The sequence below is a fragment of the Negativibacillus massiliensis genome (genome assembly GCF_900148495.1).
Lineage (GTDB): Bacteria > Bacillota > Clostridia > Oscillospirales > Ruminococcaceae > Negativibacillus > Negativibacillus massiliensis.
The window spans coordinates 484,935-499,591 of the sequence record NZ_FTRU01000008.1 but is presented as its reverse complement, the minus strand read 5'-3'; the positions used below and the strand labels follow the sequence as shown (position 1 = coordinate 499,591).

At 45.1% G+C, this 14,657-nt stretch carries 14 protein-coding genes and 1 riboswitch; of the genes, 8 read left to right on the top strand and 6 right to left on the bottom strand.

Annotation, left to right across the window (positions count from 1 at the left end; all coding sequences use genetic code 11):
* The first annotated feature begins 13 nt into the window (after nt 1-13).
* Entirely contained in the window at nt 14-1,891 is a 1,878-nt protein-coding gene (locus BQ5375_RS08375) for a DUF5696 domain-containing protein (RefSeq protein WP_022133334.1), read from the top strand.
* Nucleotides 1,892-2,011: 120 nt separating this feature from the next.
* On the opposite strand, the gene BQ5375_RS08370 is transcribed toward BQ5375_RS08375, so the two are convergent.
* The 3 genes from BQ5375_RS08370 to thpR form a co-directional block, all read right to left on the bottom strand.
* Nucleotides 2,012-3,208, bottom strand: a complete 1,197-nt coding sequence (locus BQ5375_RS08370; RefSeq protein WP_022133335.1) for a glycine C-acetyltransferase — start codon at nt 3,206-3,208, stop codon at nt 2,012-2,014.
* Between the two features lie 38 nt (nt 3,209-3,246).
* Complete coding sequence (gene tdh, locus BQ5375_RS08365; protein ID WP_022133336.1) at nt 3,247-4,323, bottom strand: L-threonine 3-dehydrogenase; 1,077 nt, start codon at nt 4,321-4,323, stop codon at nt 3,247-3,249.
* Nucleotides 4,324-4,502: 179 nt separating this feature from the next.
* Nucleotides 4,503-5,051 (bottom strand): RNA 2',3'-cyclic phosphodiesterase, encoded by a 549-nt coding sequence (thpR, locus tag BQ5375_RS08360; RefSeq protein WP_076917700.1) that lies wholly within the window; start codon nt 5,049-5,051, stop codon nt 4,503-4,505.
* A 189-nt stretch (nt 5,052-5,240) separates the two neighbouring features.
* A riboswitch (cobalamin riboswitch) is annotated at nt 5,241-5,445 on the top strand.
* A 192-nt stretch (nt 5,446-5,637) separates the two neighbouring features.
* On the opposite strand from thpR, the gene BQ5375_RS08355 reads away from it, so the two are divergent.
* The 5 genes from BQ5375_RS08355 to BQ5375_RS08335 all read left to right on the top strand — a co-directional run bounded on the left by BQ5375_RS08355 (nt 5,638) and on the right by BQ5375_RS08335 (nt 10,273).
* Nucleotides 5,638-6,381, top strand: coding sequence for an energy-coupling factor ABC transporter permease (locus BQ5375_RS08355; protein ID WP_022133338.1), 744 nt, complete (start codon nt 5,638-5,640; stop codon nt 6,379-6,381).
* Between the two features lie 24 nt (nt 6,382-6,405).
* Nucleotides 6,406-6,699 carry an energy-coupling factor ABC transporter substrate-binding protein gene (locus BQ5375_RS08350; RefSeq protein WP_022133339.1) on the top strand — a complete coding sequence of 98 codons (294 nt, stop codon included), beginning with the start codon at nt 6,406-6,408 and terminating at the stop codon, nt 6,697-6,699.
* Between the two features lie 54 nt (nt 6,700-6,753).
* The gene (cbiQ, locus tag BQ5375_RS08345; protein ID WP_022133340.1) at nt 6,754-7,515 is read left to right on the top strand and encodes a cobalt ECF transporter T component CbiQ; all 762 of its coding nucleotides are present in this window, start codon (nt 6,754-6,756) and stop codon (nt 7,513-7,515) included.
* A gap of 16 nt (nt 7,516-7,531) precedes the next feature.
* Entirely contained in the window at nt 7,532-8,359 is an 828-nt protein-coding gene (locus tag BQ5375_RS08340; protein WP_022133341.1) for an energy-coupling factor ABC transporter ATP-binding protein, read from the top strand.
* Between the two features lie 441 nt (nt 8,360-8,800).
* A complete protein-coding gene (locus BQ5375_RS08335; RefSeq protein WP_022133343.1) occupies nt 8,801-10,273 on the top strand; it encodes a DUF1846 domain-containing protein in 1,473 nt (490 codons plus the stop codon).
* Nucleotides 10,274-10,320: 47 nt separating this feature from the next.
* On the opposite strand, the gene BQ5375_RS08330 is transcribed toward BQ5375_RS08335, so the two are convergent.
* From BQ5375_RS08330 to BQ5375_RS08320, 3 genes are read right to left on the bottom strand one after another with little or no spacing between them, the layout of a single operon-like run.
* Nucleotides 10,321-11,583, bottom strand: coding sequence for a sensor histidine kinase (locus BQ5375_RS08330; RefSeq protein WP_022133344.1), 1,263 nt, complete (start codon nt 11,581-11,583; stop codon nt 10,321-10,323).
* Entirely contained in the window at nt 11,584-12,258 is a 675-nt protein-coding gene (locus tag BQ5375_RS08325; protein ID WP_022133345.1) for a response regulator transcription factor, read from the bottom strand.
* A gap of 20 nt (nt 12,259-12,278) precedes the next feature.
* Nucleotides 12,279-13,052 carry a GNAT family N-acetyltransferase gene (locus tag BQ5375_RS08320; protein ID WP_022133346.1) on the bottom strand — a complete coding sequence of 258 codons (774 nt, stop codon included), beginning with the start codon at nt 13,050-13,052 and terminating at the stop codon, nt 12,279-12,281.
* Nucleotides 13,053-13,237: 185 nt separating this feature from the next.
* Here BQ5375_RS08320 and BQ5375_RS08315 point away from each other — a divergent pair, with 185 nt between their 5' ends.
* Together BQ5375_RS08315 and BQ5375_RS08310 are read left to right on the top strand one after the other, a co-directional pair.
* Entirely contained in the window at nt 13,238-13,978 is a 741-nt protein-coding gene (locus tag BQ5375_RS08315) for a polyphosphate polymerase domain-containing protein (RefSeq protein ID WP_022133347.1), read from the top strand.
* A complete protein-coding gene (locus BQ5375_RS08310; protein ID WP_022133348.1) occupies nt 13,971-14,648 on the top strand; it encodes a DUF4956 domain-containing protein in 678 nt (225 codons plus the stop codon). The genes BQ5375_RS08315 and BQ5375_RS08310 overlap by 8 nt, the downstream gene beginning before the upstream one ends.
* Nucleotides 14,649-14,657: the final 9 nt, after the last annotated feature.

Sequence of the window (14,657 nt, the reverse complement as noted above, 5' to 3'; positions counted from 1 at the left end):
GAGGGATTACCAAATGAAATTATCTGTGGGAGAAATCGTCCTTTCTCTGGACGAATCGACACTTCGATATCAGGTCGAGGCAGCAGGCATTGAATGGAAATGGAGCGATCATTTCTGCCCTGCCATCCTCACCGAAAAAGGAGAAATTCCTTTTACCCATTGGAAAGAAATTCGTCATACCGAATTCAGCTGCGGCGTTGGAAAGGGAATTCATTCGACCTACCGAAACTATCTTGGCAAAGCAGATTCCTACTCTTTTGATACCATTGTTTGGGTAGAAGAAGTCAACAAAACCGTCCACTTTGAATGGATTCCAATCTGCGAAAAGGATCTTTCCATCCAGCAAGTAAGATGGCCAGGTTATATGGAGTTTGAAGAAGGCAGCAAGGAAAATTATACCCTTCTCAACCAGGGACAGGGCCTGTTGATTCCAAACAACTGGACTGTTGCTCTGGAAAAACTTTCATTTAACGGACAGTTCCTCACCTCCGGCGGATATATGCCTTGGTTTGGTCAGGTAAAACATGGCGCAGGCTACATTGCGATTGCTTCCACACCATGGAACGGCGGTGTCTACGCAGAACATCCTGCTGGTGGACCTTACACCCATGTTGGAACCTGGTGGGAACCAAGTCTTGGCAAGATGGATTACCGCAGATGCCTTGAGTACACCTTCCTGAATAACTGTGACTACAACGACCTGTGCAAGGTTTACCGCAATTATGTCAAAGAACACGGTCTCTTTACTTCTCTGGAAGAAAAAGCTGCAAGGGTTCCTTCGGTCAATGATCTGATCGGCTGTTCCTTTGTTCACTGCGGAATCAAAACCAATGTAAATCCAAAGTCTGATTTCTATGATCCGGAAAATCCGGAAAAGAATAACTTTATCACCACCTTCGCTGCAAGAGAAAAAGAGGTGGAAAATCTCTATCAGCTTGGTGTCAGAAAGATGTACCTGCATCTGGACGGTTGGGCTGAACCGGGATATGACAACCATCATCCTGACTATCTGCCGGCTTGTATCGAAGCAGGCGGCTGGGAAGGAATGAAATCTCTGGTTGACACCATGCATCGTCTGGGATTCATGTTCGGTATCCACGACCAGTACCGCGACTATTATCTGGATGCTCCAACCTTTGACCCAGCTTATGCGACCATGCTGCCGGATGGCACCTATCCACAGCACGCAAGATGGGCAGGCGGCCCTCAGACCTATCTGTGTGGCACACAGGCTCCTTATTATGTCAGAAGGAACTTCACCGAGATTCTCTCCCACGGTATCAAGCTGGATGGCACCTATCTGGATGTTTTCACCTGCAATGAAGGCGACGAGTGTGCAAATCCTCTGCACCGCATGACCCGCAAGGAATGTTATGAATTCCGTAAGAACTGCTTTGACTGGCTGCTTTCTAAAGGCATCCTCTCCAGCTCTGAGGAAGTTTCTGACTGGAGCATGCAGAGTTTGGTATTCTGTCACTATGCACCATACCACTTTATGCTTCAGGCTCCAGGCACTCCAAAGGATGGTATTCCGGTTCCACTGTTTAATCTGGTATATCATGATTGTGTCATCGAGCCTTGGATGATGGACAAAATCAGCGATACCGAAGACCTGATGCTGTATGCTCTGCTCAACGGCGGTGCTCCGTATCTCATCCGTGACGGCGCTTATGCAAACACAGACGGCTCCTTCAGCGAAGGTGCTGCACTGGAAATGAAGGAAAACATCCGCCGCTGCGAAGTAGTTGCCAGCCTGCATGAAAAGGTAGCAAAATGTGAGATGGTAAAACATGAGCTTCTTGACGATACCGGCATGAAGCAGAGAACTACCTTCAGCGACGGAACCACTGTTACCGTTGACTTTGCTGCAAATCATTACGAAGTCTGTTAGTTTCCTCTATCAAAGAAGGACAGTACGCTGACGTACTGTCCTTTTTCTTTTTCAATATCAAATTATATATCAAAAAATCCGCTGGTTATAAAACCAGCGGATTTTGACTGTAAATACAGATTAGAGACCCATTTCTGCTCTAACTTCTTTGAAGCATTTAACGATGAAGTCAATGTCTTCTTTAGTATGGCTAGCGCAAACCTGTGTACGGATTCTTGATTTGCCCTTTGGAACTACTGGATAAGAGAATGCAACAACGTAAACGCCTTTTGCTCTCATACGTTCAGCAAATTCAGCTGCTGTAACTTCGTCGTAGAGCATTACTGGTACGCATGGATGTGTGCCAGGGATGATGTCGAAGCCTTCTTTAACCAAGAGGTCACGGTAGTAAGTTGTGGTTTCTTCCAGATGGTCACGCAGAGCGGTGCTTTCTTCGAGCATGTTGAACATCTCGATGCTAGCGCCTGCGATTGCTGGAGCCAGGGAGTTGGAGAACAGGTATGGACGGCTTCTCTGTCTGAGGAGATCGATGATCTCTTTACGTCCGGATGTGTAACCGCCGGAAGCGCCGCCGAGAGCTTTACCCAGAGTACCGGTGATGATATCAACACGGCCTTCAACACCGCAGTGTTCAGCAGTACCACGACCATGTTTACCTACGAAACCAACTGCATGGCTATCGTCAACCATAACCAGAGCGTTGTATTTATCTGCCAGATCGCAAACACCTTTCAGGTTGCAGATGATACCGTCCATGGAGAATACACCGTCAGTAGCAATCAGTTTGATTCTTGCGCCTGCCTCATCAGCTTCTTTCAGTTTAGCTTCGAGGTCTTCCATGTTGTTGTTTTTGTATCTGAATCTCTTAGCTTTGCAGAGACGTACGCCATCGATGATAGAAGCATGGTTGAGTTCGTCACTGATAACAGCGTCGTCAGCTGTCAGGATTGTTTCGAACAGACCGCCGTTTGCATCGAAGCAGGAGGAGTACAGAATGGTGTCATCTGTGCCCAGGAAGTCGGAGATCTTCTTCTCGAGCTGTTTATGAATATCCTGTGTACCGCAGATGAAACGTACGGAAGCAACACCGTAACCTCTTTCATCGTATGTTCTCTTAGCAGCGTCAATCAGTCTCTGGTTGTCGCCAAGGCCAAGGTAGTTGTTAGCACACATGTTGATAACGGTTCTGCCGTCTTCCAGCTGTACTTTTGCGCTCTGTGGAGATACGAGAGGGAGCTCACCTTTGAAAAGGCCAGCTGCTTTGATATCTTCGACTTCTTTAGTGTAAATGCTCAGAATGTCATTTTTACGTGCCATTTCTAAATCAATCCTTTCTTAGTTGTTTGTTTATTCAATTAGCAATCCTGGGACTGTGGTTCCAGTTTGTCGAGGTCTTCCCAGTTGAGGATTACTTTACCGGACTGACCGGAGATCATAGCGTCAAAGCCCTTCTTATAGTCTTTGATGTTCATTCTGTGAGTGATGATAGCAGAAATATCAAGACCTGCTTCGAGCATGGTGGTCATCTTGTACCAGGTATCCCAAACTTTACGTCCATAGATACCACGGATGTTCAGACCGTTCCAAATGATGGTTTCCCAGTTAACACCATTGCCTGGTTTCTGGAGACCCAGCAGAGCGATGTTACCGCCATGTTTCATGTTAGCGATCATATCGTTGAGAGCTGCGCCTGCACCGGACATTTCCAGACCAACGTCGAAGCCTTCCTTCATGCCGAGTTCTGCCATAACATCTGGGAGTTTTTCTTTGGTCAGGTTAACAGTTCTGGTTGCACCCAGTTTCTTAGCCAGTTCCAGACGGTATTCGTTGAGGTCAGTGATTACAACGTGTCTTGCACCTGCAAATTTAGCGATAGCTGCTGCCATGATACCGATTGGGCCTGCACCGGTGATCAGAACGTCTTCACCGAGCATGTCATAGGACAGTGCAGTGTGGGTAGCATTGCCGAATGGATCAAAAATAGCATACATTTCTTCTGGAATGTTTGGTTTGGTTGGCCATACGTTGCTAGCTGGAATAACGAGGTATTCTGCAAAGCAGCCGTTGCGGTTTACGCCAACACCTTTTGCATCTTTACAGTTTTCTTTGTGACCTTCCAGACAGTTACGGCATTTTCCGCAGGTGATGTGGCCTTCGCCGGAAACAATGTCGCCAACTTTGAAGCCCTGTACGCCAGGACCAACTTCTACGATTTCACCAACGTATTCGTGACCAGCGGTCTGACCAACAGCGATGGTGTGCTGAGCCCATTCATTCCACTGATAAATATGTACGTCTGTACCGCAGATAGCAGTTTTATGAATTTTGATCTTAACGTCGTTTGTACCAACTTCTGGAATTTCTACTCTCTTGAGGGCAAGACCAGGAGCTGCACTTTCTTTTACAAGAGCCCACATTTTGTTGTCGTTCATTGTAATCTCTCCCTTTCTATTTTTTCTCTGATTCCGCTAAATGGTTCTCGGAAAGAGAATAAGTGTCTTTATCTGAAATACAGCATATTTATGTTGTATTCATATCAAGTACATGATAGCACCATCCCAAACCGTTTTCAAGCAAATTTTGAAAAGATTTTCGGTTTTGTAAGATTACACTATTTTGTGTAAGAATTATTATTCAATCCCACAAAAGCAATCTCTGTATAAACCAGCTTGCCGCTGATTCGCTCTGATTTCATCAGGCTTACCCGTTCTACTTGCATGGTACAGTGGTCCTGTCCTGCAAAAAAAGCTCGGAGATCAAAATCTGGTTCCAGAATCACTTCCCGTCCAAGAGTCAGATGCGCCGCAAAAAGACGTTCCTGCAAAACAAAACCTTTTTTGCGCAAAAGAGCCTGAACCTGTGCTGCAAGCTGTTCAAGCGATCTGTTTTTTTCCACACCTGCCCAGACAATATCACCGCCGTCACGTTTAAATCGTCCGCCGCCAGCAATCGTCATTTCAAATGCCGGAGCAGAAATCTGTGACAGCGCCTGCTTTGCTCCCGAAACATTTGTTGTTTCACCAATAAAAGCAAGGGTCAGATGCAGATTTTCTCTGTGGGAAAACCTGCCTGATACAGCATGTGTTTTCAGTTCGCGGGTTGTCTTACTTAAACGGTCAAGGACCGGTTCGCTCAGCTTCAGAGCAACAAACAATCTCATTGGTATCACGCCTTTTTTCCCTTTATTTCCTTAATTTCAGTATAAACCTTTCCTGATTTTGGGGCAAGTAGGGTGCTGGTTTTTTATGGAAAATTACTATATAAATTCATATTTTATTTACAGGTGGTTGACAAAGAATTTCCCTCATGATACCCTGAATGAGCAGATTCTATTATCTGCATATCACTTCACAATTTAACCTTTCAGGGTGCAGAGAATCAAGGTATGTTATGCTAATCTCTCTGAGAATAGGGAAGTCGGGATAAGCCCGCGCAGTCTCCACTGCTGTACCGGAGGAGGAACCGGAAGGATGTCACTGTCCGCAAACGGATGGGAAGATATCCGGTTTTGATGATACCGAAGCCAGAAGACCTGCCCTGCAAGGCAATTGCTCCATCTATGGACGATAGTTGGCGCAACGAATTGGGAATCCGGCGGATTCCTGTGTTTTGTACGCCTTTTGGAACAGTCCAAAAGGTTTTTCTTTTTTTCACAGGAAATTTTGTCGGGCAATTTAAATTTGTGAACCGAATGCTTCCCGGCTTTCGGTTCTGCACCAAAATGGTGCGGAAAGGAATGGTTTACCATGAAAAAAAATGACAAACGCTTATTCGCCCTCAGCATTGCCGCTGCGATGCTCTTTGTCATGCCGACCGGAGCCAGCGCTATGCACATCATGGAAGGTTATCTTCCAATGGGACACGCTATCGCCTGGGGTGCTCTGTGCCTGCCGTTTCTGGCAATGGGATTTATCTCGATCAAAAAAACGGTATCCCAGCACCGTAAAGCACTCCTGATTCTTGCAATGGCAGGGGCTTATGCATTTGTTTTATCCGCATTAAAGATTCCAAGTGTTACCGGCTCCAGTTCCCATCCGACCGGAACCGGACTGGGCGCTATCCTCTTTGGACCTGCTGCAATGAGCATCATTGGCATCATCGTTTTGCTGTTTCAGGCACTTCTGCTTGCACACGGCGGACTGACTACCCTCGGTGCCAACACCTTCTCTATGGCAATTGCTGGTCCATTTTTAAGCTACGGAGTTTATCGTCTGTGCCGCAAATGCGGAGTAAATAAATCCGTCTCTGTTTTTCTTGCTACCTGCCTGGGTGATCTGTTTACCTATTGTGTAACCAGTGTTCAGCTCGGACTTGCCCATCCTTCCGCAGAAGGCGGCGTCATGGCTTCCATCACCACCTTTATGGGAATCTTTGCAGTGACCCAGATTCCTCTTGCTATTGTAGAGGGTTTACTGTCGGTTGTTGTCATTCTGGCGCTGGAATCCTACGCTTCCGGTGAACTCTCTGAACTTGCATACTCCAACTATTAATTTCTGTCAGGAAGGTGAAAAATCATGACAAAGTCCGTTAAGGCTACCATTGCCGTTTTACTGTTATTGTGTGTTATCATCGCTGCATTTCCGCTTTTGAGCATCAAGGATTCCGAATTTGGAGGTGCAGACGGGGCTGCGGAAGAAGCAATCCTTGCCATTGATCCAGATTATCAGCCATGGGCAGAAAGTATTTTGGAACCACCTGGCGGTGAAACCGAAAGTCTGCTGTTCTGTTTGCAGGCAGCACTTGGTTCCGGTGTCCTCTGCTTTGGATTCGGCTATCTGGTTGCACGCAAAAAATATAAAAAAGACTAAACAATCAGGGCGAAGGCAGTTTTTGCCTTCGCCCCTTTTCAGAAAGGTATACTTATGATACTTCTGGACAAACTTGCCTATTCTTCTCCGATCCGACAAAAAAGTCCTGCACTGAAAACACTGTTTGCCGCAGGCTCCCTTACCATCTGTGTTTCGTTCCGGCACAGTCTGGTCTGTCTGCTCATTCTTTGCTGTATGGCAGTCTGTACACTGCGCTTTGCTAACCTCTCTGCAAAGCGATATCTTCGTTTTCTCACCGGACCTTTTCTTTTTCTGATGCTCAGCTCTGTTGCAATTCTGTTCTTCTTTTCCTCTTCCCCGCAAGATCTGATTTCTATTCCCTGCTTTTCTGGTTACCTTGGTATCAGCCATACGTCCTTTTCCCACTGGTATCAACTGATGATTGTTGCTTTTTCCAGCATATCCTGCCTGTATTTTCTCATCCTGACTACCCCTATCACTGACCTGCTCACTGTTTTGAGAAAACTGCACTGTCCATGGCTGTTGCTTGAGCTGATGCTGCTCATCTATCGCGCTATCTTTATTCTGCTCGATCTTGCCGATGCAATCCAGATCTCCCAAAATTGCAGACTGGGCAATCACAGCTTCCGTTCCAAGCTTTCCGGAATGGGACAGATGCTCTCGGTACTGTTGGTACGTTCCTTAAAAAAATCTTCTCTTCTTTATGATGCAATGGAAAGTCGATTATATGATGGAGAAATTCGCGTTCTGGAAGAACATCATCCCGCCAAAAAACAAGAGTGGATTTTCTGTTTTATCTGGCTGATCGTATGCACTGTTCTTTCTCTATTTTAAATAAGGAGGTCTTTCGTTGAAAGAAATTTTGATGCAGGTACAGGATCTTTCCTACCGTTATGAAGATCAGACCCTTGCACTGGATAAAATTAACCTCAACATCTATCGCCACCAAAGGCTCGCTATTATGGGCAGCAACGGCTCCGGCAAGTCTACTCTGTTTTTGAATCTGAACGGTGTCTATAAACCGACTTCCGGTCAAATTTTATATGAAGGTAAGCCGCTTGACTACTCGCGGAAAGGCTTACTTTCCCTGAGAAAAAAGGTTGGAATTGTCTTTCAGGAACCGGATAACCAGCTCTTTTGTGCAAGTGTTCTCGGTGAAATTTCATTTGGACCATTTAATCTGGGGCTGGACGAAGCCACTGTCCGCAATCGTGTCACACAAATTTGTGACACTCTCTCCATTACCCCTTTTCTGGACAAACCCACTCACTTTTTGAGTGGTGGGCAGAAAAAGAGGGTATCCATCGCGGATATTCTGGTGATGGAACCGGAACTTCTGATTCTGGACGAACCTTTTTCCGCGCTTGACCCCAAACATGCCCACATGATCGATAATATCCTCAAACAGCTCACTGATTCCGGTATCACTGTCATCATCGCAACCCATCATGCAGATCAGGCTTATCGCTGGGCAGATCGAATCGTCGTTTTAAATCATTCCCATGTCCTAGCTGATGGAACTCCTCAGGAAATATTTTCGAACAAAGAACTTTTGGCCGCTGCAAATCTGGAACAGCCAACCTTAATGAAAGTATCGGATATTCTAAAAAGAAAAGGAATTTTGTCTGAATGTGATTTTCCAAAAACAGCGGAGGAACTGGAAATGCTGTTAAAATAAGATTCTTTTTCCCCTACCTCTTGTATTTTCTTAAAATTCTTCTTATAATAAGAAAAAAGTAACATTACGATTCTTTTCAAAAATCTGCTAGGAGGTATCTTATGAAAGGTCTTTCCATTACTGGTTTAATTCTTGGCATTGTTGGCACTGCTGCCGGCATCACCGGCGTTATTCTCAGTGCAATCGGTCTTGCAAAATGTAAATCTCAGGAATTCTAGAACTCCTTTCAAACGTCTTTTCTTTCGAAATAGAAAGAAAAGACGTTTTTTGATTGTGAAACACTCTCTTCGCAAAATTTACGGTTTCACGCGCAAAACAGACCCGAATTTTGGCAGGCTCAGTTTGGGCGTTTTTCTTGAAAATATCTCTGGCTTCCTGTATAATTGATAGCTGGATTATGATTCCGGTAAGGAATTAATTTTGAAAGTGAGGCGTGGAAGTATGCAAAAAATTGGATTTGATAACGAAAAATATCTTCACACACAGTCGGAGCACATACGCCAGCGAATTTCCCAGTTTGGCGGGAAACTTTATCTGGAGTTTGGCGGAAAGCTTTATGACGATTACCACGCTTCCCGTGTTCTTCCAGGCTTTCAGCCGGACAGCAAGCTTCGCATGCTGCTTCAATTAAAAGAACAGGTAGAGGTTGTTATCGTCATCAATGCCGATGACATCGAAAAGAATAAAGTCCGCGGCGACCTTGGCATCACATACGATGTAGATGTTCTTCGCCTGATCGACGTATTCCGCGGATTTGGTTTGTATGTTGGCAGTGTTGTTATGACCCGTTTCCAGGGACAGGCTGTCGCACTTGCTTTCCAGGAGCGTCTGGAAGCACTGGGTGTCAAAGTATACCGTCACTATCCAATCGAGGGTTATCCATCCAACATCGCAAAAATTGTCAGCGATGAAGGCTATGGCAAAAACGAATACATCGAAACAACCCGTGAGCTGGTTGTTGTAACTGCTCCTGGTCCAGGCAGCGGTAAAATGGCAACCTGTCTGTCCCAGCTTTATCATGATCACAAGCGTGGAATCAAAGCAGGATATGCAAAATTTGAGACCTTCCCGGTATGGAACCTCCCGCTCAATCATCCGGTTAACCTCGCTTATGAGGCCGCTACCGCTGATTTAAACGATGTCAACATGATTGACCCATTCCACCTGGAAGCTTACGGCACTACCACCGTTAACTATAACCGCGATGTGGAAATCTTCCCGGTACTCAAGGCAATGTTTGACAAGATTGTCGGTGAATGTCCTTACAAATCTCCAACCGACATGGGTGTAAACATGGCAGGAAATTGTATCTTTGATGATGAAGCTGTCAGCGAAGCTTCCCGTCAGGAAATCGTTCGCCGCTACTATACCGCTCTGTGCGCTCAGCGTCAGGGAACCGCTACCGAAGAGATTGTCTACAAGCTCGAACTTCTGATGAAAAAAGCTGGTGTCACCATCCATGACCGTAAGGTTGTTTCTCCAGCTCTCCAGAAAGCTGCACTCACCGGTTCTCCGGCAGCTGCAATGGAACTTCCAGACGGTACCATCGTAACCGGCAAAACATCCGATCTGCTGGGTGCTTCTTCTGCACTTTTGTTAAATGCACTGAAAGTTCTGGGCGGCATCAGTGATGACATCCATCTGATCTCTCCAGTTATTATCGAACCAATTCAGCATCTGAAAGTGGATCACCTCGGCAACCGCAACCCAAGATTGCACACTGACGAAGTTCTGATTGCTCTTTCCATCTGCGCTGCAACCAACCCGACTGCAGAGCTTGCTATGGAACAGTTAAACAAGCTGCGTGGCTGTGAAGTTCATTCTTCGGTAATTCTTTCTCAGGTGGACGAAAAGGTATTCCGCCGTCTGGGTGTCAACATCACCTGTGAGCCAAAATACGAAAACAAACAATAGTCTTATGCATAAAAAGACAGCCGATGAAAAATCATCGGCTGTCTTTTTTATTTTTTCTGTTCTTTCATTCGAAACTGGACATTGACTGCAATCTCATCTTCTGATGGATAGGAAGCGCTGATTTTTCCATGATGCTGATCAACGATACTTTTTGCAATTGCAAGTCCCAACCCATAGCCGCCTTTTTCCCGGTTTCGTGCCTTGTCTGCCCGATAAAACCGCTCAAACATCCGTTCCAACTCCTGTTCGGACATCTTTTCTGAAACGGTATTTTTAACACTTAACAGAAATCGTTCCTTTTCCCCTTCCCGTTCCAGGCGAACAAAGATCTTTCCTTTTGGAGCACAATATTTGCAGGCGTTATCCAACAAGATCCGTACCAGTTCCCGAAGCTTTCCTTCATCGCCCAGAAAATTAATATTTTCGGCAATGTCACTGTCCAGACTCAAGCCCTGCTCAAAGGCTACTGACTCAAATGGAAGCACCGAACTCCAGACAACATCACTGAAATTTACTTCACTGTATACCAGAGAGACTGCTGCATCGCTTTTTGCCAAAAACAGCATGTCATCCACCAGTTTTTTCATATTGACAGCTTCTTCCTGTGTATTCTGAATCCATCGTTTTTGCTGCTCAATACTATCCTGTGGGTGAGACAGCAAAATACCGGTATTGGCAAGGATGACTGTCAACGGCGTTTTCAGCTCATGAGAAGCATCTGCCACAAACTGTTTTTGCTGTGCCCACGCTTTTTCCACCGGACGTACAACCCACGCGGAAAGGAAAAAACTGATTACAAATAACGCAACCAGTGCACAGCTTCCAACCAGCAGAGAAGAAAACAGGAAGGATTTCATCGAAGTATATTCCTGTGTCCGGTCCACAAAGGCAATCCATCTTTGCCCCTGATGTTCCTTTTCCATATATCGCAATCCTAAACCGGGAAGAGTTCCGCTTTTCTCTCCGCTTTCTTCAATTTTTTGCGTTGCCGCATTCACCGCCTGGGTAACTGTCTCTTCACTGACATTCAGATTGTCGCTCTGGTAGGAGACCAGTTTTCCATCACTGTCCACCACTGCACAAAAGGAAAGTGAAAGAGGAAAATCCCGCCACTCCCGTTTTTGTTCAAAATCCAATTTAGGGACTGGCCTCTTCCCTCCGTCATCAAAATATCGTTCCATGACCTTCATGCTGTCCATCACAAGCTTTTGATAGTTGCTGACACACATTGCCGCAAAAACAACCAGAAGTACTGTTCCAACCAACAGCATATTGATCAGGATAAATTTTTTTCGCAAACGTTTGGTCATTTATGCATTTTCCTCCAGATGATAGCCCACTTTGCGCACTGTTGCTATCCCTGCATGAGAGCCCAGGTAGAAAAACTTTTTGCGCAAAAAGGAGATATAGGCCTCTACATTATTATCTTCTGCGTTGGAATCGCTTCCCCACACCTTGACGATCAGTTCTTCCTTGGAAACAATTCCTTTTGGATTTGCAAGCAGAATCTTTAGCACTTCAAATTCCTTAAAGCCCAGGCTGACCGATTTTGTACCGCAGTGCAGGGTGCGGGAGGAAAGTTTTAAGGTAAGGTCAGCCCAAGTAATGTCTTCCAGCTGAACATCCCCCTGCCTGCGGGAAAGTGCTCGGATACGCGCCAGAAGCTCCTCCGGCGAAAAAGGTTTTGTCATATAGTCATCCGCACCGCAGTCAAGTCCCGTCACCTTATCGTTAATTTCATCTCGCGCTGTCAGCATCAGAACCGGCGAAGAAATTTTTGCTTTGCGCAGCTCATAGACAACAGTAAAACCATCTTTTTTCGGGAGCATTACATCCAGCACGATCACATCATACTGTCCGCTCAGCGCATAATCCAATCCGTCTTCCCCATCATAGACAATATCTACACTGTATTTTTGTTCTTCCATAATCTGTCCCAGCGCCTGTGCCAGTCGTTTTTCATCTTCTACAATCAGTACCTTCATCGAATCCTCCTTACTATTTTTTATATCATTTCATTTTCTATCATTACCGTCGGATATCTTTTTTCCAGACAATACCCCAACTTTTGAGCAAGATGAGCTGAAGTTTCGTTATCTGCATCCCAATCTGGGTATTTTCCCTCTTCGAGCGCTTTTACAATCAGTGCAGCACTGACAAGGGTGGCATATCCTTTTCCTTCTTCCTCTGGCGCGGTCTGCACCTGTATCGCAAGCCCTTTCCGGGAAATCAGATAAGAAGATGCTCCGCTGAGTGCACGTCCTTCTTTGGTTAAAAGAAAACCCAATCCATGCTGCTGGTACTCTTGAAAACTGCCAAACTGGGAGCAGAAGTCCTTCATCCATTCCTGCTTCTTACATTCCTCAAACCATTTTTCGTCAATTGCTTCCAGACAGTACCCTTGTGGGAAAGACTTTGTCCATTGTGTAAGCTGTGTTAAACTGCCCTGAAAGGACAACTTGTAACGAAAATAGAGTTTTGTTTTGGGGAAAATTTCCTGTGCAAGTTGAAGATATTCTTCCTCTGCCATTAAAATGGAAGTTTTCCGCTTAGAAAGCAACTCTGTTAAAAATGTCCTATTTTTCTCTCCAAACAAAAACACAAAATCTCCCAGAATAATTGCCGCACTTTTCGGACCATCGAGACGATCTACCACAAATTCTGCCTGATTAAGTGGACTATCAAAACAGCAGTCTAACATACCCCACTCTTTTGTATCAGCAGGAATATTCAACATCTTCCGATATGCTTCATACTGTGCTCGGCTCAAAACAATCATCTTTGTTGCTCCTCTAGATTCGTTTCTGTTTTTATGATATCACAAGCAAAGATTGTTTTTCTATCCTTTTTCGATATTTTACCGTGTAAAGCTTAAAATAATCTGAAAGCATTTTTTCAGACTATTTTAAGGCTTTGGTTGTATTCTTGTGCCAGAGCAAAACAGCAAACGTATGGAGGCGTTTTATGATACAGACTATTTTTAAACGATATGAAAAAAAATATCTGCTCTCGCCGATGCAATATTCTTTTTTGAAAAAGCATCTGGATCAGATTCTGCAGGTAGATACATACGGGCTGCATACCATTTGCAGTATCTATTTTGACACGGATGACTACTCCCTCATTCGCTCCTCTCTGGAAAAACCGGTCTATAAAGAAAAACTGCGGCTTCGCAGTTATGGTATTCCTAAAGATACACAGGACACGGTTTTTCTGGAGTTAAAGAAAAAATACAAAGGTGTTGTTTATAAAAGACGCTGCTCAATGGAGCTTTGTGAGTGTCAAAGATATCTTTACAATCAGCTTCGTCCTGCCAATGATGGTCAGATCCTGCATGAGATCGACTGGTTTCAGCATCACTGGCACACCACCCCAAAGGTTTTTCTAGCCTATGACCGCATTGCGATGTTTTCTCCAGACAATCCGGATCTCCGCATCACCTTTGATCAAAATATCCGCTGGCGAAATACACAGCTTACTTTATCAGACGGCGATTGGGGCTATCCGCTCCTGAGCGGTGACCAGAAGGACTGCATCCTGATGGAAATCAAAATTCCAAATGCAATGCCGCTCTGGCTTTCTTCTCTCCTAGACGAGGCGGGAATTTATCCTACCTCTTTTTCCAAATATGGCTTTTGCTATCAAAACTATATCTTTCCTAAGATCCATCAAACTCACTCTCTCGGAGGCAAAATCTATGCTTAACACACTTTTTGCAAGCGTTATCACCACCACAGTTAGCTGGCAGGCAATTCTGCTCTGTACTCTTTCTTCCCTGATTCTGGGAATCGCCGCTACAGGCATCTACTGTTATAAAAACATGTACACCAAAAGCTTTGTCGTTACTTTGGCTTTGCTTCCTGCGATGGTTCAAATTGTCATCATGCTGGTCAATGGAAATCTTGGTGCTGGTGTCGCCGTTATGGGCGCATTCAGCTTGGTTCGTTTCCGTTCGGTTCCCGGCAGTGCACGGGAAATCGGCAGCCTGTTTTTTGCTATGGCCCTTGGACTTGCAACCGGCATGGGATATATCGGTTATGCTGTTTTGTTCCTGATTATCGTAGGAATTGCTAACCTGGTTTTGTACAGTACGAAATTTGCATCTCCCCGCTACGTTGACCGGGAACTGAAAATTACCATCCCGGAATCTTTGGATTATGACGGACTTTTTGATGATCTGTTTCAAAAATATACTGCTCAGCATGAATTGCTCCGCGTCAGAACCACCAATATGGGCAGTCTGTATGAGTTATGCTATCTGGTTCGTCTCAATGATCGACAGATCAGCAAAGCGTTTCTGGATGACATCCGCTGCCGAAATGGTAACTTAAACATCGTCTGCGGCAAGATTTCAACAGTACGGGATGAGCTTTAAAAGGAGGTT

Excerpts from the sequence above, each read along its gene's own strand:
- BQ5375_RS08320 (WP_022133346.1), bottom strand. The coding sequence starts at position 13,052 with ATGATTGTTTTGAGCCGAGCACAGTATGAAGCATATCGGAAGATGTTG.
- BQ5375_RS08355 (WP_022133338.1), top strand. The coding sequence starts at position 5,638 with ATGAAAAAAAATGACAAACGCTTATTCGCCCTCAGCATTGCCGCTGCG.
- BQ5375_RS08370 (WP_022133335.1), bottom strand. The coding sequence starts at position 3,208 with ATGGCACGTAAAAATGACATTCTGAGCATTTACACTAAAGAAGTCGAA.
- tdh (WP_022133336.1), bottom strand. The coding sequence starts at position 4,323 with ATGAACGACAACAAAATGTGGGCTCTTGTAAAAGAAAGTGCAGCTCCT.
- BQ5375_RS08375 (WP_022133334.1), top strand. The coding sequence starts at position 14 with ATGAAATTATCTGTGGGAGAAATCGTCCTTTCTCTGGACGAATCGACA.
- BQ5375_RS08335 (WP_022133343.1), top strand. The coding sequence starts at position 8,801 with ATGCAAAAAATTGGATTTGATAACGAAAAATATCTTCACACACAGTCG.
- BQ5375_RS08315 (WP_022133347.1), top strand. The coding sequence starts at position 13,238 with ATGATACAGACTATTTTTAAACGATATGAAAAAAAATATCTGCTCTCG.
- BQ5375_RS08310 (WP_022133348.1), top strand. The coding sequence starts at position 13,971 with ATGCTTAACACACTTTTTGCAAGCGTTATCACCACCACAGTTAGCTGG.
- cbiQ (WP_022133340.1), top strand. The coding sequence starts at position 6,754 with ATGATACTTCTGGACAAACTTGCCTATTCTTCTCCGATCCGACAAAAA.
- thpR (WP_076917700.1), bottom strand. The coding sequence starts at position 5,051 with ATGAGATTGTTTGTTGCTCTGAAGCTGAGCGAACCGGTCCTTGACCGT.
- BQ5375_RS08350 (WP_022133339.1), top strand. The coding sequence starts at position 6,406 with ATGACAAAGTCCGTTAAGGCTACCATTGCCGTTTTACTGTTATTGTGT.
- BQ5375_RS08325 (WP_022133345.1), bottom strand. The coding sequence starts at position 12,258 with ATGAAGGTACTGATTGTAGAAGATGAAAAACGACTGGCACAGGCGCTG.
- BQ5375_RS08330 (WP_022133344.1), bottom strand. The coding sequence starts at position 11,583 with ATGACCAAACGTTTGCGAAAAAAATTTATCCTGATCAATATGCTGTTG.